We start from the raw sequence: 22742 nt of genomic DNA on the forward strand, positions 1-22742 counted from the left end.
GGCCGGGGATCAGGCCGACAATGGCCGTTGCACCTTGATCGACTGGAGTAGCCCGATGGCCACCCACACGGCGAACATCGACGAGCCTCCGTACGAGACGAACGGCAGCGGCAGTCCGGCCACCGGCATGATCCCGAGGGTCATCCCGATGTTCTCGAAGGACTGGAAGGCGAACCACGCGATGATCCCGGCGCACACGATCGTCCCGTAGAGCTCGGTGGTCTCGCGGGCGATCATGCAGGCCCGCCACAGCACCACGCCCAGCAGCAGCAGGATCAGCCCGGCCCCGACGAAGCCCAGCTCCTCCCCCGCCACCGTGAAGACGAAGTCGGTCTGCTGCTCCGGCACGAACTGGCCGGTGGTCTGCGAGCCCTTGAAGAGCCCGGAGCCGGTGAGGCCGCCGGAGCCGATCGCGATGCGCGCCTGGTTGGTGTTGTAGCCGACGCCGGCGGGGTCGAGTTCGGGGTTGGCGAAGGCCGCGAAGCGGTTGATCTGGTACTCGTCGAGGACGCCGAGCTGCCAGATCAGGATGGCGCCGCCGGCGCCGGAGCCGATCAGGCCCAGCACCCAGCGGTTGGAGGCGCCGGAGGCCAGCAGCACGCCGAGCACGATGACGACCATCACCATGACGGAGCCGAGGTCGGGCATCAGCATGACGATGCCCATGGGCGCGGCCGCGAGGCACAGGGCCTTGACGACCGTGCGGTGGTCGGGATGGGTGAGGTCGCCCGCGTCCACCCGGGCCGCCAGCAGCATCGCCATGACCAGGATGATCGTGATCTTCACGAACTCGGAGGGCTGGAGGGAGAATCCGCCGCCGATCACGATCCACGCGTGGGCGCCGTTGATGGTGGCGCCGAGCGGGGTGAGCACCGCGATGACCAGCAGGAGCGAGAGCCCGTACAGGATCGGCACCGCGCCGCGCAGGGTGCGGTGGCCGAGCCAGATCGTGCCGATCATCAGGACCAGGCCGATCCCGGTGTTCAGGGCGTGCCGGGCCAGGAAGTAGTACGGGTCCCCCTGGTTCAGGGACGTCCGGTTGCGGGTCGCCGACCACACCAGCAGGGCGCCGATGAAGGACAGGGCCAGCGCGGAGAGGAGTATCGGCCAGTCGAGCCTGCGCACCACCGAGTCGCGGGCGGTGAGCTTGGCCATCGCCCCGCGCTCGGGCGCGTACCGGGAGACGGAGAACTTGTTGGCGGTCTGCATGTCGGTTTCGGTCCTCAGTCGTGCTGCGCGGGGCGCTGGGCGGGCGGGCCGGCGAGCGCGGGCGGCGCCAGCTCCTCCGGGGACGGCGGCACGTACGGCCTGATCTCGGGGGAGTCGATGGAGCCGTCGGGGCGGATCCTGGGCAGTTTCGTCTCGGGCCCCAGCAGCAGGGCCTTCTTCACGTCCTGCTTGCCGGCCATGTCGAGGCCGTAGATGGCGTTGTAGATGTTGCGGACGGCGGGGCCGGAGGCTCCGGAGCCGGTGCCGCCCTGGGAGATGGTCATGACGATGGTGAAGTCGTCGGTGTAGGTCGCCAGCCACGAGGTGGTCTGCTTGCCGTAGACCTGGGCGGTGCCGGTCTTGGCCCGCATCGGGATCTTGTCCAGCGGCCAGCCGCCGAACCTCCAGGCGGCGGTGCCGCCGGGCTCGACGACCATCCGCAGGCCCTTGTCGAGGTCCTTGACGGTCTGGGCGTCGATCGGCAGCCTGCCGTGCGGCCGGGGCTTGATCATCTCGACGTGCTTGCCGTCGGGGCTGATGACGGCCTTGCCGACCGTGGGGTCGAAGAGGGTGCCGCCGTTGCTGATGGCGGAGTAGGCGGTGGCCATCTGGATGGGGGTGACCAGTACGTCGCCCTGCCCGATGGCGAAGTTGATGCTGTCGAAGGCCTTCAGCTGGTTGCCCTCGAGGCAGCTCTCGTAGGCGATCTGCTCGACGTAGGTGCCGCCCCTCTTGCCCTGCTTGCACCAGGAGTCCTTGTTGGCCGCCCAGAAGGTCTTCTTCCACCGGCGGTCGGGGATGCGGCCGGTCTCCTCGTTCGGCAGGTCGACGCCGGTCTCGGAGCCGAGCCCGAACTCGCGGGCGGTCCGGTAGAACCAGTCGTGGGCGTCCTTCTTGGGCTTGAGGCCGCCGTCGCGCTGCCACTCCTTGTGCCCGAGGGCGTAGAAGACCGTGTTGCAGGAGAACTTCAGCGCCTCGCCGAGGGTGATGGGGCCGTGCCCCTTGGACTCGAAGTTCGCGAAGCTGCGGCCGCCGAGGCTGTAGGAGCTGCTGCAGTTGTACTTGCTGTCGAAGGGGTAGCCGGCGCGGACGGCCGCGCTCGCGGACACCACCTTGAAGATGGAGCCCGCGGGGGCCTGCCCCTGGATGGCCCGGTTGAGCAGCGGGTAGTTGGAGTTCTTGCTGGTGAGCTTGGCGTAGTCCTTGGCGGAGATGCCGCCGACCCAGGCGTTGGGGTCGTAGTCCGGCTGGGAGGCCATCGCGACGATGCGGCCGGTCTTGGCCTCCATCACGACGACGGCGCCCGAGTCGGCCTCGTACTTGCGGCCGGTGATCTTGTCGGTCTCCTGGCGGACGGTCTTCATCGCCTGCTGGAGCTCGTACTCGGCGACGGACTGGACCCGGGCGTCGATGCTGGTGACCAGGGTGGATCCGGGCACGCCCGGGTCGGACTCGGTCTGGTGCATGACCCGGCCGAGGTTGTCGACCTCGTACGAGGTGACCATCGCCTTGCCGCGCAGCTGCTTGTCGTAGGTGCGCTCGATGCCGGAGCGGCCGACCTGATCGGACCGCAGGTGCGGCGAGTCGGTGTCCTTGGCCTTCTGGATCTCGTCGTCGGTGACCGGCGAGAGGTAGCCGAGCACCTGCGAGGTGCGCGCTCCGCCGGGGGCCGGGTAGCGGCGGACGGCGGTGGGCTCGGCGGTGATGCCGGGGAACTCCTCGGGCCGTTCGCGCAGTTGCAGCGCCTGCTGCGTGCTGGCTTCGAGGGTGATCGGGATGGGCTGGTACGGAGAGCCGTTCCAGCAGGGCTTCGGGGTCTGGGAGTCGCAGAGCCGGACCTTGTCCATGACCTCCTTGGGACTCATGCCCAGGACGTCGGCGAGGCGGGTCATGACGCCCTTGCCCCGGTCCTTCATCTTCATCAGCGCCGTACGGCTCGCGGAGACGACCAGACGGGTCTCGTTGTCGGCGAGCGGGACGCCGCGGGCGTCGAGGACCGGCCCGCGCACGGCCGGCCGGACGACCCGCTGCACGTGGTTGCTCTTCGCCTCGCGGTAGTACTCCTCGCCGTTGCGGACCTGGAGGTACCACAGGCGCCCGCCGAGGGTGACCAGCATCGAGAGGACGAGCACCTGCATGATGACGAGCCGGATCTGCACACGGGAGGTGCGGCCGGTCTCCGGAACATTGGTCACGTCGGCTCCTCCCTCACAGCTTTCTGACGCTCTTCACGCTCTTCACGGCCTTGACGCCCTTTATGCGGACGGCCTTGTTGGCGCGGCCGCGCGCGGTCTTCAGGCGCAGGCCGCCGCGCTGGCTGCCGATGCGCAGGCCGGTGCCGCCGGCCAGCCAGCCGGAGGACACGTCCTTGCCCTGCGGGGGTCCGCCGCCGGCCTCGACGGCCATCGGGTCGTTCTCGGCGCGCCGGGCCAGCGCCATGATGAACGGCACGGTGAACGGCGCGAGCAGCAGGTCGTAGAGGGTGGCGGTGAACAGCAGCCCGGTCAGGCCCACGTGGCGGGCTGCGGTGTCGCCGACGAGGGCGCCCACGCTCGCGTAGAGCAGGGTGGAGCCGATCGCCGCGCCGACGACGGTCAGCATCGGGCCCCAGGCGGAGCGGAAGCGCCCGTTGTCGGGGCGCACGAGCCCGGCCACGTAGCCGATGACGCACAGGACGAGTGCGTACCGTCCGGCGGCGTGGTCGGCGGGCGGTGCCAGGTCGGCGAGGAGGCCGGCGGAGAAGCCGATGAGGGCGCCGCTGACGTGCCCGTACACGAGTGCGAGGGCGACGACGGTGAGCAGCAGCAGGTCGGGCACGGCTCCGGGCAGCTGGAGCCGGCCCAGGACGGTGACCTGCACGACGAGGGCGACCACGACGAGCGTGGCCGAGAGCAGGATCCGGTTGAAGCGCATGGTCGGTCTGCTCCTACTCGTCGGACGGCTTGGCGGGCACGCTGGCGGACCCTGACGGGGTGACCGTGACGGTGACCGTCGGGGTGGGCTTGGGGGCCTCGGGCTTCGGCGGCAGGACGGCGTCGCGCGGGTCGTCGCGCGGCGGCATCACCACGACGCCGACGATGTCCAGGCGCGAGAACCCGACGAACGGACGCACCCAGACGGTGCGGGTCAGGTCGCCGCGGGCGGCGTCGACCTTGACGACCTCGCCGATCGGCACGCCGGGCACGAAGGGCTTGTTGCCGTGCGAGCCGAAGGTGACGAGGCGGTCCCCGGGGCCGATCTTGGCCTTGCCGTTGAGCATCTGCACGGACAGGGCGCGGTCGCCCTGTCCGGTCGCGAAGCCGAGTTCGCCCGTCTTCTCCAGACGGGTGCCGACGGTGAAGTCGGGGTCGTTGGCAAGGACGACGGTGGCGGTGTCGGGGCCGACGGTGGTGACCCGGCCGACGAGTCCGTCCCCGTTGAGGACGGTCATGTCGCGCTCGATGCCGTCCTTGCTGCCGGCGTCGATGGTGACGGTCCAGGAGAAGCCCTGTGCCGCTCCTATGGCGATGACCTCGGCGCCCTTGATGCCGTACTGCCCCGCGCCGGCCCGCTTGAGCATCTCGTCGAGCTCGTGGATGCGGCTGCGGGTCTGCTCGTCGCTGCCGAGCCTGGCCTTCAGGGCCGCGTTCTCGCGCTCCAGTACGGCGATCCGGTTGTGGCGCTCGCCGGAGTCCCGTACCGCCCCTATGGCGTTGGCGACCGGGTCGACGGCGGTGGCCACGCCCTTCTCGACCGGGCCGAAGACCGCTGCGGCGGCCTGCCGGGCACCGTCGACCGGCGACTCCTCGCCTGCCCTGATGTCCACCGTGATCAATGCGAACGCGATGGCGATCAGAAGCACCAGGAGCAGCCGGCTTTCTCGTGTGTCCCTCACGTGCGGCGGCCGTGCCTTCCTCATCGGAATGTTGTTTTGCCTGTATATCAACGATCCGCCGCACGGGCCCGGTAGCACCCGTACGGCGGATCCTTGTGTGTTCCGCATGGTCCCTCCGGCACGGAGGGGTGTGTTCAGCGACGGGGCTGGGCGTCCAGGACCTGCTGGAGGGCCTCGAACTCCTCGACGCACTTGCCGGAGCCGAGGGCGACGGAGTCGAGCGGATCCTCGGCGATGTGGATGGGCATGCCGGTCTCGCGCCGCAGCCGCTCGTCGAGGCCGCGCAGCAGGGCACCGCCGCCGGTCAGGACGATGCCGCGGTCCATGATGTCGCCGGAGAGCTCCGGCGGGCACTTGTCGAGGGTGGTCTTGACGGCGTCGACGATGGCGTTGACGGGCTCCTCGATGGCCTTGCGGACCTCGGCGGCCGAGATGACGACCGTCTTGGGCAGCCCGGACACCAGGTCGCGGCCGCGGATCTCGGTGTGCTCGTCCTTGTCGAGGTCGTACGCCGACCCGATCGTGATCTTGATCTGCTCGGCGGTGCGCTCACCGAGGAGGAGCGAGTACTCCTTCTTGATGTGCTGGATGATCGCGTTGTCGAGCTCGTCGCCGGCCACCCGGATGGACTGCGCCGTGACGATTCCGCCGAGGGAGATGACGGCGACCTCGGTGGTGCCGCCGCCGATGTCCACGACCATGTTGCCGGTGGCCTCGTGGACGGGCAGGCCCGAGCCGATGGCGGCGGCCATGGGCTCCTCGATGATGTGCACCTGGCGGGCGCCGGCCTGCGTGGACGCCTCGATGACGGCGCGCCGCTCCACTCCGGTGATGCCGGAGGGCACGCACACCACGACGCGGGGGCGGGCCAGGTAGCGGCGCTTGTGGATCTTGAGGATGAAGTACCGGAGCATACGCTCGGTGATCTCGAAGTCGGCGATGACGCCGTCCTTGAGGGGCCTTACGGCGACGATGTTGCCGGGCGTGCGCCCGATCATCTTCTTCGCCTCGGAGCCGACCGCCAGAATGCCGCCGGTGTTCGTGTTGATGGCGACCACGGACGGCTCGTTCAGGACGATCCCCCGGCCCCTCACGTACACCAGCGTGTTGGCGGTCCCGAGGTCGATCGCCATGTCACGGCCGATGAACGACATGTTGTTCCCCTTGTTCCCCATGAGGAGCGTCTGGCCTTCCAGTTGATAGCGGCTGCTGTCAGGTCGGCGAGGTGGGTGTGTGGGTGGAAGCCCCATCGTAGTGCCGGGAGTACGGACACCGCGCGACGGGACTCCGGCAATCCCGCCGGAATGGATACCCGCCCCCTTAGTGGTGACGACGTGTTCTGCCCAGGCGTTCCCGCTCCTGCCGGGAAATACCGAAGGGCGACCGAAATTACTTCGGTCGCCCCAGGTCATGAGCGCTATTTGGCTGATGTCACGTCAGTGTCAGAGCGCGGGGAAGAAGAGCTTCAGCTCGCGCTCCGCGGATTCCTCCGAGTCCGAGGCGTGGATCAGGTTCTCCCGGACGATCGTGCCGAAATCCCCCCGGATGGAGCCGGGCGCCGCGGCGATCGGGTCGGTCGGTCCGGCCAGCTGGCGGACGCCCTCGATCGCGCGCTCGCCCTCGACGACCAGGGCCACGACCGGGCCGCTGGCCATGAAGCCCATCAGCGGCTCGTAGAACGGCTTGCCCTTGTGCTCGCCGTAGTGCGCCTCGAGCGTCTCCTGGTCCAGCGTGCGCAGCTCCAGCGCCGGGATGGTCCAGCCGGCCTTCCGCTCGATACGGCCGATGATCTCGCCCACCAGACCGCGACGGACGGCGTCGGGCTTCAGCAGGACGAGGGTGCGCTGGGTCATGTTGCGGCTCCTTGCGGCATACGGGTGCGGTAGGACGAATCTACAGGGCCGTTCGGACGAGCTGTCACGCAGCGTCAGGCGCCCCGGGGGCCGACGGCGCCTCCGCCGTGGCCGCCCAGCGGGCCTTGATCGCGTCGATCTTGCGGCCGTAGTGCACCGAGCACCACCACAGCCCCGCGAACACCGCGCCGAGGAAGAACATCGTCGGGACGACGAACCCGCTGACGATCAGGCCGATCTGCAGGGCCCAGCCCAGCTGGACCGCACCGGGACGCGAGAGCATCCCGCACAGCAGCACCGACAGCAGCATCGTGACCCCGCACACCGTCCACACCGCGGCCTGGGTCAGGTCGGGGTCCTTCATGGCCACCAGGCCCGCGAACCCGATCACGAAGAACTCGCCGATCAGCGTGCTCGCACACAGCGTGCGCATCCTCAGCCCCTCTTCAGCAGCAGGCGGGCCTCGCCCACCGTGATCACGGAACCGGTCACCAGGACCCCGGCTCCTCCGTACTCGGCCTCTTCCTCCGCCAGGGTGATCGCCGCCTCCAGGGCGTCGTCCAGCCTCGGCTCCACCTGCACCCGGTCCTGCCCGAACACCTCGACCGCGACGGCCGCCAGCTCGTCCGCGCCCATCGTCCGGTGGCTGGAGTTCTCCGTGACCACCACCTCCGCGAAGATCGGCTCGAAGGCCTCGAGCACCCCGCGGACGTCCTTGCCCTCGCTCGCGGCCACGACACCGATCAGACGGCTGAAACCGAAGGACTCGGTGACCGCGTCCGCGGTGACCGCCGCCCCCGCCGGGTTGTGCGCCGCGTCCAGCACCACCGTCGGGCTGCGCCGCACGACCTCCATGCGGCCCGGCGAGGTCACCGACGCGAAGGCCTTGCGGACGGTGTCCGCGTCCAGCACCCGCGCGTGCTCCTGACCGCCGGTCCCGACCCCGAAGAAGGCCTCGACCGCGGCCAGCGCCACCGCCGCGTTGTGCGCCATGTGCGCCCCGTACAGGGGCAGGAAGATGCCGTCGTACTCCCCGCCGACCCCGCGCAGCGTCAGCTGCTGGCCGCCGACCGCGACCTCGCGCGCCACCACGCCGAACTCCATGCCCTCGCGGGCCACCGTCGCGTCGACCTCGACGGCCTTCTTCAGCAGCGCCTGCGCCGCGTCCACCGGCTGCTGCGCCAGGATCACGGTGGCGCCCTGCTTGATGACGCCGCCCTTCTCCAGGGCGATCTCGCCGGTCGTCGAACCGAGCCGGTCGGTGTGGTCCAGGCTGATCGGGGTGACCACGGCGACCGCGCCGTCGATGACGTTGGTCGCGTCCCAGGTGCCGCCCATGCCGACCTCGACCACGGCCGCGTCCACCGGGGCGTCCGCGAAGGCCGCGTACGCCATGGCGGTCAGCACCTCGAAGAACGACAGCCGGTACTCCTCGGCGGCGTCGACCATCTCCACGTACGGCTTGATGTCGTGGTACGTCTCGACGAACCGCTCCGCGGTGATCGGCGCCCCGTCGAGGCTGATCCGCTCGGTGACCGACTGCACGTGCGGGCTGGTGTAGCGGCCGGTGCGCAGCTCGAAGGCGTTCAGCAGGGACTCGATCATGCGGGCCGTGCTGGTCTTGCCGTTCGTGCCGGTGACGTGGATGGAGGGGTACGCGCGCTGCGGCTCGCCCAGGACGTCCATCAGCGAGGCGATCCGCGTCACCGAGGGCTCCAGCTTGGTCTCGCCCCAGCGCGTCGCCAGCTCCTGCTCCACCTCCAGCAGCGCCTTCGCGACCTCCGGGTCGACGGGCCGGGCGGGCACCGGGTCGCCCTGGGGCGGTCCGGCCTGGGCGCGCAGGGTGCGGCTGCCGGCCTCGATCACCGCCAGGTCGGGGTCGCGTTCGGACTCTTCCGCCACGATCTGGTCGAACTCGTCGGGCTCGTGACTCTCGGGCTGCTGCTCACTCACGGAGCCAGTCTACGGACGAGGACCGGCGGGACTTTCGGCCCGGGCGTTTCGGGACTTCCGGCGGGCGGGGCGACCAGATCGTTATGCAAGCCTTGCGGGCAGGAGATTGGGGAACAAATGCCGCAGGCCAGCAGCAACAAGACAGCATCCAGCCGCGACATAGGGATAGACCTGGGGACCGCGAACACCCTGGTCTACGCACGGGGGCACGGGATCGTGCTCAATGAGCCGTCCGTGGTCGCCGTGAAGGCGGGCACGACCACCGCGCTGGCCGTCGGGGCGGAGGCCAAGGAGACCATCGGCCGCACCCCCGGCTCCATCACCGCCATCCGCCCCCTCAAGGACGGCGTGATCTGCGACTACGAGGCCGCCGAGGAGATGATCCGGCACTTCGTCCGCAAGGCAGTCCCCGGCCGGCGCACCCGCACCCGCATGGTGATCTGCGTACCGTCCGGGGTCACCCAGGTCGAGCGCCGCGCCATCATCCACGCCTCCACCCGGGCCGGAGCCCGCACCGTCCACCTCATCGAGGAACCGATGGCCGCCGCCATCGGCGCCGGGCTCCCGGTCGCCGAACCGCGCGGCTCCATGGTCGTGGACATCGGCGGCGGCACCTCCGAGGTCGCCGTGATCTCCCTGGGCGGCATCGTCACCTCGCAGTCGCTGCGCGTCGGCGGGGACCGGCTTGACTCCGCGATCATCGACTACGTCCGCAAGGAGCACGCCCTGCTCATCGGCGAGCGCACCGCCGAGGACATCAAGGTCGGCATCGGATCGGCCTGGCCCGTCCCGGACCGGCCGGAGCTGGAGACCCGCACCTTCACCGTGCGCGGCCGCGAGAAGGTCGGCGGCATGCCCAAGACCCTCGAGCTGACCGCTCCGGACGTGCGGACCGCCCTGGACGAGCCGATCGAGGCGATCATCGCCGCCGTCCGCACCACCCTGGAGGAGTGCCCGCCCGAGCTCTCCGGCGACGTGATGGAACACGGCATCGTGCTGACCGGCGGCGGCGCCCTGCTCCCCGGCCTGGACCTGCGGATGGCCTCCGCCACCGGCATCCCGGTCTACGTCGCCGACAACCCGCTGGACTGCGTGGCCCTGGGCTCGGGCCGCTGCGTCGAGGACCTGGACACCCTGAGCAGCCTGCTGGCCCCGGCCAAGGGCTGACACCGGGCGAAGAAGCGCCCTAGGTATGAAACTGCCGGACGTTGGTTACACATGGGTCTCCGAGTAGACGGAGGTCTGCCGTGCCCCCTTCACCTCAACAGCAGCAGGACCGTCAGGCCCAGCACCGCCTTGCGGTCCTGCGACACGCCGAAGAAGTCACGGGGAATGTCGCGCTGACCTGCCGGTACTACGGCATCAGCCGCACTTGCTTCTATAAGTGGCAGCGCCGTTACCAGGACGAAGGCCTCGACGGCCTGCGGGACCGGTCCAGCAAGCCGCACCACTGTCCTCACGCCACCGAGGCCGACGTCGTGAACAAGATCGTCTACCTGCGGCGGCACTACTACTTCGGTCCGATGAAGATCAAGATGTACCTCAAGCGGTACCACGACATCGACATCGCCTGTTCAGCCGTCTACCGCATCCTCAAGAAGCTCGGGCTGAACCGGCTGCCGGCCTCCCAGCGCTACAAACGCCACGACAAGCGCTACACCCGCTACGAGAAGCAGTTGCCCGGCAACCGCGTCCAGATCGACGTCAAATTCATCGAGCCGATCGGCCTCCCTGCGCAGGCTCCTGCGGCAGCGCCGGTGACCGGGCCCCTTCCGAAACGGCGGCGCCGGGCGAAGTACTACCAGTTCACCGCCATCGACGACTGCACCAGGCTGCGGGTGCTGCGGATCTACCCGCGGTGCGACCAGAAGACCGCCGTCCAGTTCCTCGACTACGTCCTCGAGCGCCTGCCGTTCCGCATCGAGGTCATCCAGACCGACAACGGCGCGGAGTTCCAGTCAGCCTTCCACTGGAACGTTCTCGACAAGGGCATCGCCCACACCTACATCAAACCCGCATCACCGCACCTCAACGGCAAAGTCGAACGCTCCCATCGCATCGACGCCGAGGAGTTCTACCGCATGCTCGACGGCCTCGTCATCGACGACACAGGCGTCTTCAACGACAAGCTGCGAGAGTGGGAGGACTACTACAACTACCACCGCCCCCACGGCGCCCTCGGCGGCCAGACACCCTACGAACGCCTCAAGCAGAAGACCGAGGCCCCGGTGTAATCAAGCACCAGCAGTCGCACAACTAGGGCCTGTCGTCAAACTCCCGTCGCGGGGCAGACGGGAGTGTGACGACAGGCCCTAGCCGCGCGGCAGGCTGGCGACGACCTCGTACGAGTCGTCCGTACGCCTCGCCGTCAGCTCGCCGCCCAGGCTGCGCACGCGCTCGGACATGCTCGCCGTGCCCGAACCCGCCGAGACGGGCGCGCGGCCCGGGCTCCGGGCCGGCAGCGCGTTGCTGACGGCGATGCGCAGCCGCGGGCCGTCCGCCGCGATCGACACGTCGATGGTCTCGCCGTGCGCGTGCTTGGCCGCGTTGGTCAGGCACTCCTGCACCACCCGGTAGACCGCCGCCTGCCGCAGCGGCGACAGCGCCGCCACCGCCGGGTCCATGGCGAGCCGTACCGGCGAACCGGCCCGCCCGCTCTCCTCCGCCAGCGCCGCCAGCCCCTCCACCCCCGGGGTCGAGGTCCGGCCGCCGCGCTGCACGATGATCTCGTTGAGCACCAGGTGGGCCCGGCGGGCGGTGTCGGCCAGCTCCTCGAAGTCCTTGGCGTACGCCGTCTCGCGGGCCCGCGACGACAGCACCTCGGAGCGCACCGTCAGCAGGGTCAGCTCCCGCCCGACGAAGTCGTGGACGTCCCGGGCCACGGAGGTGCGCTCCTGCTGCACGGCCTGGAGCACGGCGGACTCGGCCCGCCGCTCGGTCAGCTCCGACACCAGGTCGTGCCGGTACGCGGCGATGCCGACGGCCGAGGCGAGCACCCCGATGGGCACGACCACGCTGAGGAAGCCGCTGAAGGTCTCGGCCTTGGAGGCGGGCCAGTCCGGCACCCCGTAGAACAGGGCCATCGCGAAGGCCACGTAGCCGAGGGTGGAGAGGATCCCGGCCCGGCGCCCGCGGTAGCGGCCGACCGAGTAGAGGGCGAACTGGATCAGGGTCAGCTCGTGCAGCCAGCCGACGAACAGCAGCGCGGCCAGGTACGAGAGCCAGGGCATCCTGCGCCGCACCAGCAGGCTGGAACAGCCGACGGTGAGCACGACGGCGGCGAGCGGCCCGTTGAGCGAGTTGTCGGCCGCGGCCAGCCCGGGGATGTCCAGCGCCATCAGGGCCAGGCAGCTGAGCGCCGTCAGCACGTCCAGTGCCCTCGGTGAACCGGCCCAGCCCTCGGTGAGCCGGCGCCCGGAGGCCACGACCCGGTGGAGCGCCGAGGAGGCGGCGGGCTTGACGTGCATGCCCTCCATCATCCGTGGTCATCTCCCAGGATCGGGATCCACGCGGACGGGATAACGAGTGATATAGGGCACTTCGGACAGGCCGGAGGTCCCGGATCACCGCGACCTTCCGCCCTGCCGCGGGCCGGCCCGGCCCTCGTACCGTCGGAGGAATGACCACCACTCGGGGCACGTCACTGCTCGTGCTGATCAGCGGCCTCCTGGGCACCCTGGCCTCCGGCGTCCTCACGTACGACCGGATCCGCACCCTCGAGGACCCCCTGTTCACCCCGGGGTGCAATGTCAGCGCCGTCCTCAGCTGCGGAGACGTGATGACCACCTGGCAGGGCAACCTGCTCGGCTTCCCGAACATGCTGCTCGGCCTGGCCGGCTTCGCCGCGCTCGCGGGGCTCGGGGTGGCACTGGTCGCCGGGGCCGTGTTCCCGCGCTGGCTGTGGCGGGGGCTGTGGGCCGGGGTCGCCGCCGGTTTCGCGTTCACGGTCTGGCTGATCGGCCAGTGCCTGTACGTGATCGGCGCGCTGTGCCCGTGGTGCATGGTCGTGTGGGCGGTGATGATCCCGCTGTTCTGGTACGTCACCCGGCAGCTGTCGCGCCCCGGCTCCCGGCTGCGGGCGCTCCCCCACTGGCTGGTACCGCTGACCGCGTACGCGGTGGTGGCCGTGCTGATCGTGACGGAGTTCGGCACCCGCCTCCTGTGACACCGGCCCCCTCGCGGGGAAGCCATACGGAGGAAGGCCCCCACGTCGACCGGGTGCTTTCTAGGGGTCGTCGCAACACGTGGTCATGTTGATCAGGCCGCGAGCAGTTTATGCAGGCGCTCGGCTGGGGTTTCCCAGTCGAGCGTTTTGCGTGGGCGGCCGTTGAGCTGGGCGGCGACGGCGTCGAGGTGTTCCCGGTCGTGGACGGACAGGTCGGTGCCCTTGGGGAAGTACTGCCGCAGCAGGCCGTTGGTGTTCTCGTTCGAGCCGCGCTGCCAGGGACTGGCCGGATCGCAGAAGTAGACCGGAACGTCGGTGGCGACGGTGAACTCGTGATGGCGGCCCATCTCCGAACCCTGGTCCCAGGTCAGGGACCGTTTCAGGTGGGCAGGCAGGAGCTGGACGGTCTCCTGCAGTGCGTCGCGGACCTGCTCGGCGCTCCGGCCGTCCGGCAGGTGCACGAGCATCACGTATCGGGTGGCCCGCTCGACCAGGGTTCCGATCGCGGACCCGTTGTCCTTGCCGATGATCAAGTCGCCTTCCCAGTGGCCGGGGACCGCACGGTCTTCCGCCTCGGCGGGACGCTCGCTGATCATGACCATGGGCTCGGCGAAGCGGGGCCGTCGCTGCTGGGCCTGGCGGTGGGGCTTGCGGCGGGCCCGTCCGGTCCGCAGTGCTCCGGCGAGCTCCCTGCGCAGTTCCCCGCGTCCTTGGACGTAGAGGGCCTGGTAGACGGTTTCGTGGACCACGTGCATCTCCGGCCGGTCGGGGAACTGTGCCCGCAGAGCCTGGCAGATCTGCTCCGGGCTCCACAGCTCGTCCAGGCCGGCCTGGACCGCGGCTCTCAGCTCGGGGTTCTGGCTGATCTTGCGCGGCTTGGGCCGTGGCCGGCGGTCATCGGCCCGGGCCTGCGCCGCGAAGGGCCGGTACTGCCCGTTCCCCGGGTGCCGGTTGCGGCGAAGCTCCCGGCTGACCGTGGACGGGCTGCGGCCCAGCTCGGCCGCGATCGCCCGGATCGTGGCCTTCTCCCGCAGCCGGTCTGCGATGTGGATCCGGTCGGCCTCACACAGATACCGCGACGACGCGGAAGGCGGCACCACCGGACGAACCGGTGGTGCCGCCTTGTGCCGGCCCGACGGGTTGCGGCCGTTACGCCACCGCTTGCCCGTGCGCAGGTTGATCCCGACTCGTCTGCAGGCTTCGGAACTGCTCAGGCCCTGGTCCATGAGCCGGAAGTATTCCTCCCGCTCACGGACCAGCTTCCGACGGCCTTGGGCCACCGTCCGCACCTCGCGGATCTCGAACTCCATCGCACCCCTTGAGCTGGGGTGTTGCGACGACTTCTAGAACCCAAGCCGACGGCGTGGGGGCCTTCTCAGCGTGCACGGGGGTACTACGCGGCGGGCAGCCCGTCCAGCTGGGCCTGGATCCGGGCGATGTCCGCCTCGGCCTTGGCCAGGCGGCCCTTGATCTTGTCCACGACGTTGTCGGGGGCCTTGGCCAGGAAGGCCTCGTTCCCGAGCTTGCCCTCGGCCTGCTGCTTCTCCTTCTCGGCGGCGGCCAGGTCCTTGCTCAGCCGCTTGCGCTCGGCGGCCACGTCGATGGTGCCCGACAGGTCGAGCGCGACGGTGGCACCGGCGACCGGGAGGGTCGCGGTGGCGCTGAAGGAGTCGCCCTCCGGCTGGAGGCGCAGCAGCTGCCGGATGGCACCCTCGTGCGCGGCCAGCGCCGTACCGGTGAGGTCCAGGCGGGCCGGGACCTTCTGGCCCGGCTGCAGACCCTGGTCGGCCCGGAACCGGCGGACCTCGGTGACGACGGCCTGCAGGTTCTCGATCTCGGCCTCGGCGGCCTCGTCGCGGAAGCCGCTGTCCTCGGGCCAGTCCGCGACGACGAGGGACTCCCCGCCCGTCAGCGTGGTCCACAGGGTCTCGGTGACGAAGGGGACCACCGGGTGCAGCAGGCGCAGGGTCGTGTCCAGGACCTCACCGAGGACCCGGCCGGAGACCCTGGCGCCCTCGCCGCCCGCGAAGAAGGTCGTCTTCGACAGCTCGACGTACCAGTCGAAGACCTCGTCCCACGCGAAGTGGTAGAGGGCCTCGCTGAGCTTCGAGAACTGGAAGTCCTCGTAGTACGCGTCCACCTGCGCGACGGTCTTGTTCAGACGGGACAGGATCCAGCGGTCGGTCGCCGACATCTGCTCGACCGGCGGCAGCTCGCCCTCGATCGTCGCGCCGTTCATCAGCGCGAAGCGCGTGGCGTTCCAGATCTTGTTCGCGAAGTTGCGCGAGGCCTGGACCCAGTCCTCGCCGATCGGGACGTCGGTGCCGGGGTTGGCGCCCTTGGCCAGGGTGAAGCGGACGGCGTCGGAGCCGTACTTGTCCATCCAGTCCAGCGGGTCGACCACGTTGCCGAAGGACTTCGACATCTTCTTGCCGCGCTCGTCGCGGACCAGACCGGTCAGCGCGATCGTCTTGAAGGGGGGCTCGCCGTCCATCGCGTACAGGCCGAACATCATCATCCGGGCGACCCAGAAGAAGATGATGTCGTGGCCGGTGACCAGGACGTCGGTGGAGTAGAACTTCTCCAGGTCCGGGGTCTTCTCCGGCCAGCCGAGCGTCGAGAACGGCCACAGGCCGGACGAGAACCAGGTGTCGAGGACATCGGTGTCCTGGACCCAGCCCTCCCCCGTCGGTGCCTCGTCGTCCGGTCCGACGCAGACGACCTCGCCCGCCGGGCCGTACCAGACCGGGATGCGGTGGCCCCACCACAGCTGGCGCGAGATGCACCAGTCGTTGAGGTTGTCGACCCAGTCGAAGTAGCGCTTCGACATCTCCTCGGGGTGGATCGAGACCCGGCCGTCACGGACGGCGTCGCCGGCGGCCTTGGCGAGCGTCTCGACCTTGACCCACCACTGGAGGGACAGGCGCGGCTCGACGGTGGTGCGGCAGCGCGAGCAGTGCCCGACGGAGTGCAGGTACGGGCGCTTCTCGGCGACGATGCGGCCCTGCTCGCGCAGGGCGCCGACGACCGCGGAACGCGCCTCGTAGCGGTCCAGGCCGAGGAAGGGGCCGTGGACGGTGATGACACCGTGCTCGTCCATGATCGTCATATTGGGCAGGCCGTGGCGCTGTCCGATGGCGAAGTCGTTCGGGTCGTGCGCCGGGGTCACCTTGACGGCGCCGGTGCCGAACTCCGGGTCGACGTGCGTGTCCGCGACGACCGGGATGGTCCGGTCGGTCAGCGGCAGCTTGATCTGCTTGCCGACGAGGTGCGCGTACCGCTCGTCGTCCGGGTGGACGGCGACGGCCGTGTCACCGAGCATCGTCTCGGCGCGGGTCGTGGCGACGACCAGGGTGTCCTCGCCCTCGCCGTACTTGATCGAGACGAGCTCGCCCGCGTCCTCCTGGTACTCCACCTCGATGTCGGAGATGGCCGTGAGACAGCGGGGGCACCAGTTGATGATGCGCTCGGCGCGGTAGATCAGCCCGTCGTCGAAGAGCTTCTTGAAGATCGTCTGGACGGCCTTGGACAGGCCCTCGTCCATGGTGAACCGCTCACGGCTCCAGTCGACGCCGTCACCCAGGCGCCGCATCTGGCCGAGGATCTTGCCGCCGTACTCTTCCTTCCACTGCCAGACCCGCTCGACGAACTCCTCGCGGCCCAGGTCGTGGCGGGACTTGCCCTCCTCGGCGAGCTGCTGCTCGACCTTGTTCTGGGTGGCGATGCCGGCGTGGTCCATGCCCGGCAGCCACAGCGACTCGAAGCCCTGCATCCGCTTGCGGCGGGTCAGGGCGTCCATGAGCGTGTGCTGGAAGGCGTGCCCCAGGTGCAGGGAGCCGGTGACGTTCGGCGGCGGGATGACGATGGTGTACGCGGGCTTCTCGCTCTTGGGATCGGCCGTGAAGTACCCACGCTCCACCCAGCGCTCGTAGAGCTTCCCCTCTACCTCGGCCGGCGCGTACTGGGTCGGCAGTTCGGAGTTGGGGCTGCTGGGTGTCTGCGTGTTCTCGGTCACGAGGCACAGTTTAGGGCCGTAACAGTCCAGTCATGAAACCGGTAATCGGGGTGCCCCGGGGACCTGTCCGCCCGCGCCTTCCGACAGGATGTGTGGGACGTATAAGCAACCTCATTGGGGGACGCGGAATGAGCTACAACCAGCCAGGGCCTTACGGACAGCAGCCGCAGCCGCAGCAGCCCGGACCCTACGGGCAGCAGCCCCCGCCGCCGCCGGGCCCGTACGGCCAGCCCGCGCCCCAGCCCGGCTACGGATACCCGCAGCAGCCGGGCGTCCCGCCGCAGGGCTACCCGCAGCAGCCCCAGCAGCAGCCGGCCTACGGCTACCAGCAGCCCCCGTACGGCGGCATGCCCCCGCAGCAGCCTCCGAAGAAGTCCAAGGCCGGCGTGGTCATCGGCGTGGTCGTCGCGGTCGCGGTGATCGCGGGCGGCGGCTGGTACTTCCTGGGCGGCGGCGCGGGCGGCTCCATCGCGGCCGACACCAAGGGGTACAAGCTGGTGGCGCCGGAGTCGGTCGACGACTTCAAGAAGGACCCGAAGTACAAGGACAAGCCCTTCACCGACAAGGACAAGAAGGAAGCCGAGGGAGTGGGCGTGAAGAACCCCACCCAGGTCGGCATGACCTACCAGTCCGGTGACCCGGCGAACCCGCTGGCCGGCAAGCTCCTCAACTTCTCGGGCATCTACGGCGAGATCGCCGATCCGGAGAAGGCCGTGGACGCGTACTTCGCCCTGGCCAAGCTGGAGGCCACCAAGGACGACAGCAAGACGAACGTCGAGCTCATCGGCAGCCCCAAGACGATGAGCCCGGCCGGGTTCAAGGGCGCCGTCATGAAGTGCCAGGAGGCCAAGTTCTCCTCCAAGGACACGACGACCAAGGGCCCCAAGGAGTTCACCCTCCCGATCTGCATCTGGGGTGACTACAGCACCCTGAGCACGGTCACCTCGATGGAGATGGCCTCCGTGCTCGCCGGCAAGTCGGGCTACACCCTGGAGCAGACCGCGGACCTGACCGCGAAGCTCTACAACACCTCCCGCGTCAAGAAGTAGCGGCCCGCAAGGACATGCGGAAGGGGCACCCCCGGCCGGGAGTGCCCCTTCCGCATGTTCCGTACGGCTACGCCGACTTCTCGTGCGGGCCCTGGTCCTTGGGGACGATACGGGGCACCAGCGTCGGGTTGACGTTGGAGCGGACCACGTCCGCCGTGATGACCACGCGGGCCACGTCCTTGCGGGACGGGACCTCGTACATCACCGACATCAGGACCTCTTCCATGATGGCGCGCAGGCCGCGCGCGCCCGTCTGGCGGAGGATCGCCTGGTCGGCGATGGCCTCGAGGGCCTCGCGCTCGAAGTCCAGTTCCACACCGTCGAGTTCGAACAGCCGCTGGTACTGCTTCACCAGGGCGTTGCGCGGCTCGATGAGGATCTGGAGCAGGGCCTCGCGGTCCAGGTTGTGCACCGAGGTCAGCACGGGGAGGCGGCCGATGAACTCGGGGATCATCCCGAACTTCACCAGGTCCTCCGGCATGACCTCCTGGAACTGGTCGCTCGCCTCGATCTCGCGCTTCGAGCGGATCGTCGCCCCGAAGCCGATGCCCTTGGCGCCCGCACGCGACTCGATGATCTTCTCCAGGCCGGCGAAGGCGCCGCCCACGATGAAGAGCACGTTCGTCGTGTCGATCTGGATGAACTCCTGGTGCGGGTGCTTGCGGCCGCCCTGCGGGGGCACCGAGGCCGTCGTGCCCTCGAGGATCTTCAGGAGGGCCTGCTGCACGCCCTCACCGCTCACGTCGCGCGTGATCGACGGGTTCTCGCTCTTGCGGGCGACCTTGTCGATCTCGTCGATGTAGATGATCCCGGTCTCGGCCTTCTTGACGTCGTAGTCCGCGGCCTGGATCAGCTTGAGCAGGATGTTCTCGACGTCCTCGCCGACGTACCCGGCCTCCGTCAGCGCCGTCGCGTCGGCGATGGCGAACGGGACGTTCAGCATGCGGGCGAGCGTCTGCGCGAGCAGGGTCTTGCCGGAGCCGGTGGGGCCCAGCAGCAGGATGTTCGACTTCGCGAGCTCGATCGCGTCCTCGCGGCCCTGCCCGCCGCCGTTCTCGCCGGCCTGGACCCGCTTGTAGTGGTTGTACACCGCGACGGAGAGCGCCTTCTTCGCCGGCTCCTGGCCGACGACGTAGCTCTCCAGGAACTCGTAGATCTCACGGGGCTTGGGGAGTTCCTCCCACCGGACCTCGGAGGTCTCCGCGAGCTCCTCTTCGATGATCTCGTTGCAGAGGTCGATGCACTCGTCGCAGATGTACACACCGGGTCCTGCGATGAGCTTCTTCACCTGCTTCTGGCTCTTTCCGCAGAACGAGCACTTGAGCAGGTCGCCGCCGTCACCGATGCGTGCCACGAGGTGCTTCCCCTTCGCCTGGGAGACGCCTGGTTCAGCGCTCCTGGTGCCTCATATCCGACGGTACCTTGCCGGGGGCCCCCTGCGGGGCCCCCTTGACGTGGTTCACATCGCCGAATGCGGCGGCGCGTCCACGCCAACTGGCGGCAAGGATCAGTGCGAACTCTTGCGGGTCGAGATGATCTGGTCGATCAGGCCGTACGCGAGGGCGTCCTCGGCCGTGAGGATCTTGTCGCGCTCGATGTCGTCGCGGATCTTCTCGATCGGCGTCGTCGAGTGCTTGGCCAGCATGGTCTCCAGCTGGTCGCGCATGCGCAGGATCTCGTTGGCCGCGATCTCCAGGTCGGAGAGCTGCTCACGGCCGGTGCCGCCGGACGGCTGGTGGATCAGCACGCGGGCGTTCGGCAGGGCCATGCGCTTGCCGGGGGTGCCGGCGGCGAGCAGGACCGCGGCGGCGGAGGCCGCCTGGCCCATGCAGACCGTCTGGATGTCCGGCTTCACGAACTGCATCGTGTCGTAGATCGCCGTCAGCGCGGTGAAGGAGCCGCCGGGGCTGTTGATGTAGATCGAGATGTCGCGGTCCGGGTCCATCGACTCCAGGCACAGCAGCTGCGCCATGACGTCGTTGGCGGAGGCGTCGTCGATCTGCACGCCGAGGAAGATCACGCGCTCCTCGAACAGCTTCGCGTACGGGTCGTACTCGCGCACGCCCTGCGAGGTGCGCTCGACGAAGCGCGGGATGACGTAGCGGTTGTCCACCTGCGGGCCGGTGTAGAGGCCGCTCGCGGAGAAGTTGTTCTGCATCTGGGTGTTCACCATCCTGGTGGCGTTCTGCGTTCTGCGGGCTGTCGGCTGCTCGGTACTGGCGCTGGGGCCGGGATCAGGCCCCGGTGCCGCCGCCGCCCGGCACGTTGGACGCGGCCGAGATGATCTCGTCGATGAGGCCGTACTCCTTGGCCTCCACGGCGGTGAACCAGCGGTCGCGGTCGCCGTCGCGGATGATCGCCTCGACGGTCTGGCCCGAGTGGAACGCGGTGATCTCGGCCATGCGCTGCTTGGTGCGCAGCAGGTACTGGGCCTGGATCTTGATGTCCGACGCGGTGCCGCCGATGCCGGCGGAACCCTGGTGCATCAGGATGTCGGTGTTCGGCAGGGCGAAGCGCTTGCCCTTGGCGCCACCGGTGAGCAGGAACTGGCCCATGGAGGCCGCCATGCCCATGCCGATGGTGACGACGTCGTTCGGGATGTACTGCATGGTGTCGTAGACCGCCATGCCCGCCGTCACCGAGCCACCGGGGCTGTTGATGTACAGGTAGATGTCCTTCTCGGGCTCGGCCGCGAGGAGGAGGAGCTGCGCCGTGATCTTGTTGGCGATCTCGTCGTCGACCTGCTGGCCGAGGAAGATGATTCGCTCGCCGAGCAGCCGGTTGTAGACATGGTCGCCGAGGCCGCCACCGATGGACGGCTCACCCGCGGCGTAAGGCATCAGATTCGTCACGTATCCACCTGCTCGTCTCCGACGGCCATGTGCCGTCTCAGCGTCTCGTTCTGGGGCGCGGCCCTGCCGGGCGGACGAGTCCGCCGGCATCCGGTTACTCCCGTGCCCTCGTATTCATGGACCCTAACGCGCAGGTAGGACAACGCCATCCCGCTTCCCGAACTGTTCGCTCGGAGCGCAAGGTCCCACCCCCTTCCGGGGGCAGTGCGGAAGGGCCCGGACGCGCTGGCGTCCGGGCCCTTCGAGGCACTGCTCAGTGGGCTTCGCCCGGGGTGTTACTTGGCCTCGTCGGCCTGCACCTCGGCGTCGGCGTCGACGGCGGCCTCGACCGTCTCGACGGCCTGCTCCTCGTCCTCGTCCGAGAGGTCGATGACCTCACCGTTGGTGTCGACGACCTTGGCGGCCTCGACGACGACCGCGAGGGCCTTGCCGCGGGCGACCTCGCCGACCAGCATCGGGACCTGGCCGCCCTCGACGACGGCCTGGGCGAACTGGTCGGGGGACATGCCGGAGGAGGCGGCGCGGCGCATGAGGTGCTCGGTGAGCTCCTCCTGGTCGACGCCCAGCTTCTCCTTGTTGACCAGCGCGTCGAGGACGAACTGGGTCTTGATGCCCTTGACGGCCTGCTCGGAGGTCTCGACGTCGAACTCCTCGACCGTCTTGCCCTGGAACTCCAGGTACTTCTCGATGGTCAGACCCATCTGGCCGAGCTGGTGGTGCTCCAGGTTGTGCTTGCGGGTCTGGACCTCGTCCGCAAGGAGCTTCTCGGGGATCGGGACCTCGACGAGCTCCAGCAGCTTCTCCAGGACGCGCTCCTGGGCCTGCGTGGCCTGGTCGTACTGCTTCATGTTCTCGAGGCGCTTGCGGCTGTCGGCCTTGAGCTCGTCGAGGGTGTCGAACTCGCTCGCCATCTGCGCGAACTCGTCGTCCAGCTCCGGGAGCTCCTTGGCGGAGACCTTGGTGACCTTGACGGTGACCTCGGCGTCCTTGCCCTCGGCGGAGCCGCCCTTCAGCTGCGAGGTGAAGGTGGCCTCGCCGCCGGCCTCGAGGCCCTTGACGGCCTCGTCGATGCCGTCGAGGAGCTCGCCCGAGCCGATGGTGTAGGAGACGTCGGAGGCGACGCCGTCGGGCAGCACCTCGCCGTCGACCTTGGCCTCGAGGTCGAGGGTGACGACGTCACCCTCGGCGGCGGCGCGCTCGACGTCCTTGGTGGACGCGAAGCGGCCGCGCAGCTGCTCGACCGACTTCTCGACGTCCTCGTCGGAGACCTCGATGGCGTCGACCTCGACCTCGATGCCGGAGTAGTCCGGGATCTCGATCTCGGGGCGCACGTCGACCTCGGCGGTGAAGGCCAGCAGTTCGCCGTCCTTCAGCTCCGTGATGTCGACCTCGGGCTGGCCCAGCGGGTTCAGGTCGGCCTCGTTGACCGCCTCGGTGTAGAACTTCGGGAGGGCGTCGTTGACGGCCTCCTCCAGCACCGCACCGCGGCCGAAGCGCTGGTCGATGACCCGGGCCGGGATCTTGCCCTTGCGGAAGCCCTTCACCGTGACCTGCTGGTTGATCTTCTTGTACGCCGCGTCGAGGCTGTCCTTGAGCTCCTCGAAGGGCACCTCAACAGTGAGCCGAACCCGAGTCGGGTTCAGGGTCTCCACGGCGCTCTTCACGGTTCGGTCTCCTTGTGGCTGACTGCTGGGGATTCTGCCGTCACGCTGCGATTCAGCGGTTCAGCGGACTTCGGCCCGGTACATCAGACACACGGGCACGCAGCTTGC

Annotated in this window: 19 protein-coding genes; 4 read left to right on the forward strand and 15 right to left on the reverse strand. The window is 69.2% G+C overall.

Annotated elements, in window-relative coordinates; all coding sequences use genetic code 11:
* Nucleotides 1–9: 9 nt before the first annotated feature.
* The 8 genes from rodA to folC form a co-directional block, all read right to left on the reverse strand.
* Nucleotides 10–1209 (reverse strand): rod shape-determining protein RodA, encoded by a 1200-nt coding sequence (gene rodA, locus ACTVZO_RS15160; RefSeq protein ID WP_443298888.1) that lies wholly within the window; start codon nt 1207–1209, stop codon nt 10–12.
* A gap of 14 nt (nt 1210–1223) precedes the next feature.
* Nucleotides 1224–3404 carry a penicillin-binding protein 2 gene (mrdA, locus tag ACTVZO_RS15165; protein WP_443298889.1) on the reverse strand — a complete coding sequence of 727 codons (2181 nt, stop codon included), beginning with the start codon at nt 3402–3404 and terminating at the stop codon, nt 1224–1226.
* Nucleotides 3405–3417: 13 nt separating this feature from the next.
* Complete coding sequence (mreD, locus tag ACTVZO_RS15170) at nt 3418–4122, reverse strand: rod shape-determining protein MreD (protein ID WP_443298890.1); 705 nt, start codon at nt 4120–4122, stop codon at nt 3418–3420.
* 13 nt (nt 4123–4135) lie between these two features.
* Entirely contained in the window at nt 4136–5083 is a 948-nt protein-coding gene (gene mreC / locus ACTVZO_RS15175; RefSeq protein ID WP_443298891.1) for a rod shape-determining protein MreC, read from the reverse strand.
* Between the two features lie 134 nt (nt 5084–5217).
* Nucleotides 5218–6237 carry a rod shape-determining protein gene (locus ACTVZO_RS15180; protein ID WP_008738981.1) on the reverse strand — a complete coding sequence of 340 codons (1020 nt, stop codon included), beginning with the start codon at nt 6235–6237 and terminating at the stop codon, nt 5218–5220.
* 288 nt (nt 6238–6525) lie between these two features.
* Complete coding sequence (gene ndk, locus ACTVZO_RS15185) at nt 6526–6936, reverse strand: nucleoside-diphosphate kinase (RefSeq protein ID WP_361751243.1); 411 nt, start codon at nt 6934–6936, stop codon at nt 6526–6528.
* A gap of 64 nt (nt 6937–7000) precedes the next feature.
* Nucleotides 7001–7369 (reverse strand): DUF4233 domain-containing protein, encoded by a 369-nt coding sequence (locus ACTVZO_RS15190; protein ID WP_443298892.1) that lies wholly within the window; start codon nt 7367–7369, stop codon nt 7001–7003.
* A 2-nt stretch (nt 7370–7371) separates the two neighbouring features.
* Nucleotides 7372–8889, reverse strand: coding sequence for a bifunctional tetrahydrofolate synthase/dihydrofolate synthase (gene folC / locus ACTVZO_RS15195; protein ID WP_443298893.1), 1518 nt, complete (start codon nt 8887–8889; stop codon nt 7372–7374).
* A gap of 117 nt (nt 8890–9006) precedes the next feature.
* Between folC and ACTVZO_RS15200 the strand changes: the two genes are divergently transcribed.
* Nucleotides 9007–10056, forward strand: coding sequence for a rod shape-determining protein (locus tag ACTVZO_RS15200; protein ID WP_443298894.1), 1050 nt, complete (start codon nt 9007–9009; stop codon nt 10054–10056).
* Nucleotides 10057–10136: 80 nt separating this feature from the next.
* Nucleotides 10137–11123, forward strand: a complete 987-nt coding sequence (locus tag ACTVZO_RS15205) for an IS481 family transposase (protein WP_443298085.1) — start codon at nt 10137–10139, stop codon at nt 11121–11123.
* Nucleotides 11124–11201: 78 nt separating this feature from the next.
* Here ACTVZO_RS15205 and ACTVZO_RS15210 read toward each other — a convergent pair whose 3' ends face one another.
* The gene (locus ACTVZO_RS15210; RefSeq protein WP_443298895.1) at nt 11202–12356 is read right to left on the reverse strand and encodes a sensor histidine kinase; all 1155 of its coding nucleotides are present in this window, start codon (nt 12354–12356) and stop codon (nt 11202–11204) included.
* Nucleotides 12357–12508: 152 nt separating this feature from the next.
* Here ACTVZO_RS15210 and ACTVZO_RS15215 point away from each other — a divergent pair, with 152 nt between their 5' ends.
* Entirely contained in the window at nt 12509–13054 is a 546-nt protein-coding gene (locus ACTVZO_RS15215; protein WP_443298896.1) for a vitamin K epoxide reductase family protein, read from the forward strand.
* A 92-nt stretch (nt 13055–13146) separates the two neighbouring features.
* Here ACTVZO_RS15215 and ACTVZO_RS15220 read toward each other — a convergent pair whose 3' ends face one another.
* Together ACTVZO_RS15220 and ACTVZO_RS15225 are read right to left on the reverse strand one after the other, a co-directional pair.
* Entirely contained in the window at nt 13147–14364 is a 1218-nt protein-coding gene (locus ACTVZO_RS15220) for an IS30 family transposase (RefSeq protein WP_443298897.1), read from the reverse strand.
* Between the two features lie 83 nt (nt 14365–14447).
* Nucleotides 14448–17069: a valine--tRNA ligase gene (locus ACTVZO_RS15225; protein ID WP_443298898.1), complete on the reverse strand. Its 2622-nt coding sequence runs from the start codon at nt 17067–17069 to the stop codon at nt 14448–14450.
* A gap of 128 nt (nt 17070–17197) precedes the next feature.
* On the opposite strand from ACTVZO_RS15225, the gene ACTVZO_RS15230 reads away from it, so the two are divergent.
* A complete protein-coding gene (locus tag ACTVZO_RS15230; RefSeq protein WP_443298899.1) occupies nt 17198–18118 on the forward strand; it encodes a hypothetical protein in 921 nt (306 codons plus the stop codon).
* A 67-nt stretch (nt 18119–18185) separates the two neighbouring features.
* On the opposite strand, the gene clpX is transcribed toward ACTVZO_RS15230, so the two are convergent.
* The 4 genes from clpX to tig all read right to left on the reverse strand — a co-directional run bounded on the left by clpX (nt 18186) and on the right by tig (nt 22634).
* Nucleotides 18186–19472, reverse strand: a complete 1287-nt coding sequence (clpX, locus tag ACTVZO_RS15235) for an ATP-dependent Clp protease ATP-binding subunit ClpX (protein ID WP_443298900.1) — start codon at nt 19470–19472, stop codon at nt 18186–18188.
* A gap of 153 nt (nt 19473–19625) precedes the next feature.
* Nucleotides 19626–20291, reverse strand: a complete 666-nt coding sequence (locus tag ACTVZO_RS15240; protein WP_030710839.1) for an ATP-dependent Clp protease proteolytic subunit — start codon at nt 20289–20291, stop codon at nt 19626–19628.
* Nucleotides 20292–20352: 61 nt separating this feature from the next.
* Nucleotides 20353–20970, reverse strand: coding sequence for an ATP-dependent Clp protease proteolytic subunit (locus ACTVZO_RS15245; RefSeq protein WP_069920280.1), 618 nt, complete (start codon nt 20968–20970; stop codon nt 20353–20355).
* A 275-nt stretch (nt 20971–21245) separates the two neighbouring features.
* The gene (gene tig, locus ACTVZO_RS15250; protein ID WP_443298901.1) at nt 21246–22634 is read right to left on the reverse strand and encodes a trigger factor; all 1389 of its coding nucleotides are present in this window, start codon (nt 22632–22634) and stop codon (nt 21246–21248) included.
* Nucleotides 22635–22742: the final 108 nt, after the last annotated feature.

Source organism: Streptomyces sp. IBSNAI002, assembly GCF_052244475.1.
In the GTDB taxonomy this organism is placed as follows: Bacteria; Actinomycetota; Actinomycetes; order Streptomycetales; family Streptomycetaceae; genus Streptomyces.

Excerpts from the sequence above, each read along its gene's own strand:
- rodA (WP_443298888.1), bottom strand. The coding sequence starts at position 1,209 with ATGCAGACCGCCAACAAGTTCTCCGTCTCCCGGTACGCGCCCGAGCGC.
- ACTVZO_RS15210 (WP_443298895.1), bottom strand. The coding sequence starts at position 12,356 with ATGCACGTCAAGCCCGCCGCCTCCTCGGCGCTCCACCGGGTCGTGGCC.
- ACTVZO_RS15180 (WP_008738981.1), bottom strand. The coding sequence starts at position 6,237 with ATGTCGTTCATCGGCCGTGACATGGCGATCGACCTCGGGACCGCCAAC.
- ndk (WP_361751243.1), bottom strand. The coding sequence starts at position 6,936 with ATGACCCAGCGCACCCTCGTCCTGCTGAAGCCCGACGCCGTCCGTCGC.
- mreD (WP_443298890.1), bottom strand. The coding sequence starts at position 4,122 with ATGCGCTTCAACCGGATCCTGCTCTCGGCCACGCTCGTCGTGGTCGCC.
- ACTVZO_RS15190 (WP_443298892.1), bottom strand. The coding sequence starts at position 7,369 with ATGCGCACGCTGTGTGCGAGCACGCTGATCGGCGAGTTCTTCGTGATC.
- ACTVZO_RS15200 (WP_443298894.1), top strand. The coding sequence starts at position 9,007 with ATGCCGCAGGCCAGCAGCAACAAGACAGCATCCAGCCGCGACATAGGG.
- ACTVZO_RS15215 (WP_443298896.1), top strand. The coding sequence starts at position 12,509 with ATGACCACCACTCGGGGCACGTCACTGCTCGTGCTGATCAGCGGCCTC.
- ACTVZO_RS15230 (WP_443298899.1), top strand. The coding sequence starts at position 17,198 with ATGAGCTACAACCAGCCAGGGCCTTACGGACAGCAGCCGCAGCCGCAG.
- ACTVZO_RS15240 (WP_030710839.1), bottom strand. The coding sequence starts at position 20,291 with ATGGTGAACACCCAGATGCAGAACAACTTCTCCGCGAGCGGCCTCTAC.
- ACTVZO_RS15220 (WP_443298897.1), bottom strand. The coding sequence starts at position 14,364 with ATGGAGTTCGAGATCCGCGAGGTGCGGACGGTGGCCCAAGGCCGTCGG.